Origin of the sequence: Streptomyces sp. CA2R106 (assembly GCF_037034245.1) — a bacterium.
GTDB lineage: Bacteria > Actinomycetota > Actinomycetes > Streptomycetales > Streptomycetaceae > Actinacidiphila.
In genome coordinates this window covers 1-495 of the sequence record NZ_JBAGKC010000175.1, presented here as the reverse complement: position 1 = coordinate 495, position 495 = coordinate 1, and the positions used below count along the sequence as shown (strand labels likewise).

Here is a 495-nt window from a genome sequence, read left to right as displayed (position 1 = left end):
TTGACGACGGAGCAGGGCCTCGCGCTGTTCGAGGCCGCGGTCGCGTGGGGCGCGCCGTTGGCGGTCCCGACCCGCCTCGACCTGACGGGGCTGTCTCGTGGAGGTCGGCCGGTGCCCGCGCTACTGCGGGGTCTGGCTGGGGGCGCTCTGGCCCGCCCGACCGCGGCCGTGGCCGCGGACGCGGGTGGCCTGGCGGTCCGGTTGGCCGCGCTCGGTCCGGCCGATCGCGAGCAGGAAGTCCTACAGGTCGTTCGGGCCGCCGCGGCCGTTGTCCTGGGCCACGCCCGGCCCGGAGACATCGATCCACAGCGGGCCTTCAAGGACATGGGCATCGACTCGCTGACCGCGCTGGAGCTCCGCAACCGGCTCGCGGCCGAGACCGGCCTGAGCCTTCCCGCAACCCTGATCTTCGACTACCCCGTCCCGCTGGAACTTGCTAGGTATCTGGTCGCAGAGGCATGTGGGACCGACGGCGTGGCCACTGTATCCGCGGTC

The 495-nt window shown here is 72.9% G+C and carries 1 protein-coding gene; it reads left to right on the top strand.

What is annotated here, in order from left to right:
• Positions 1-495, top strand: a 495-nt coding sequence (locus tag WA788_RS35600) for an acyl carrier protein (protein WP_335984654.1), incomplete at both ends; no start/stop codon positions are given.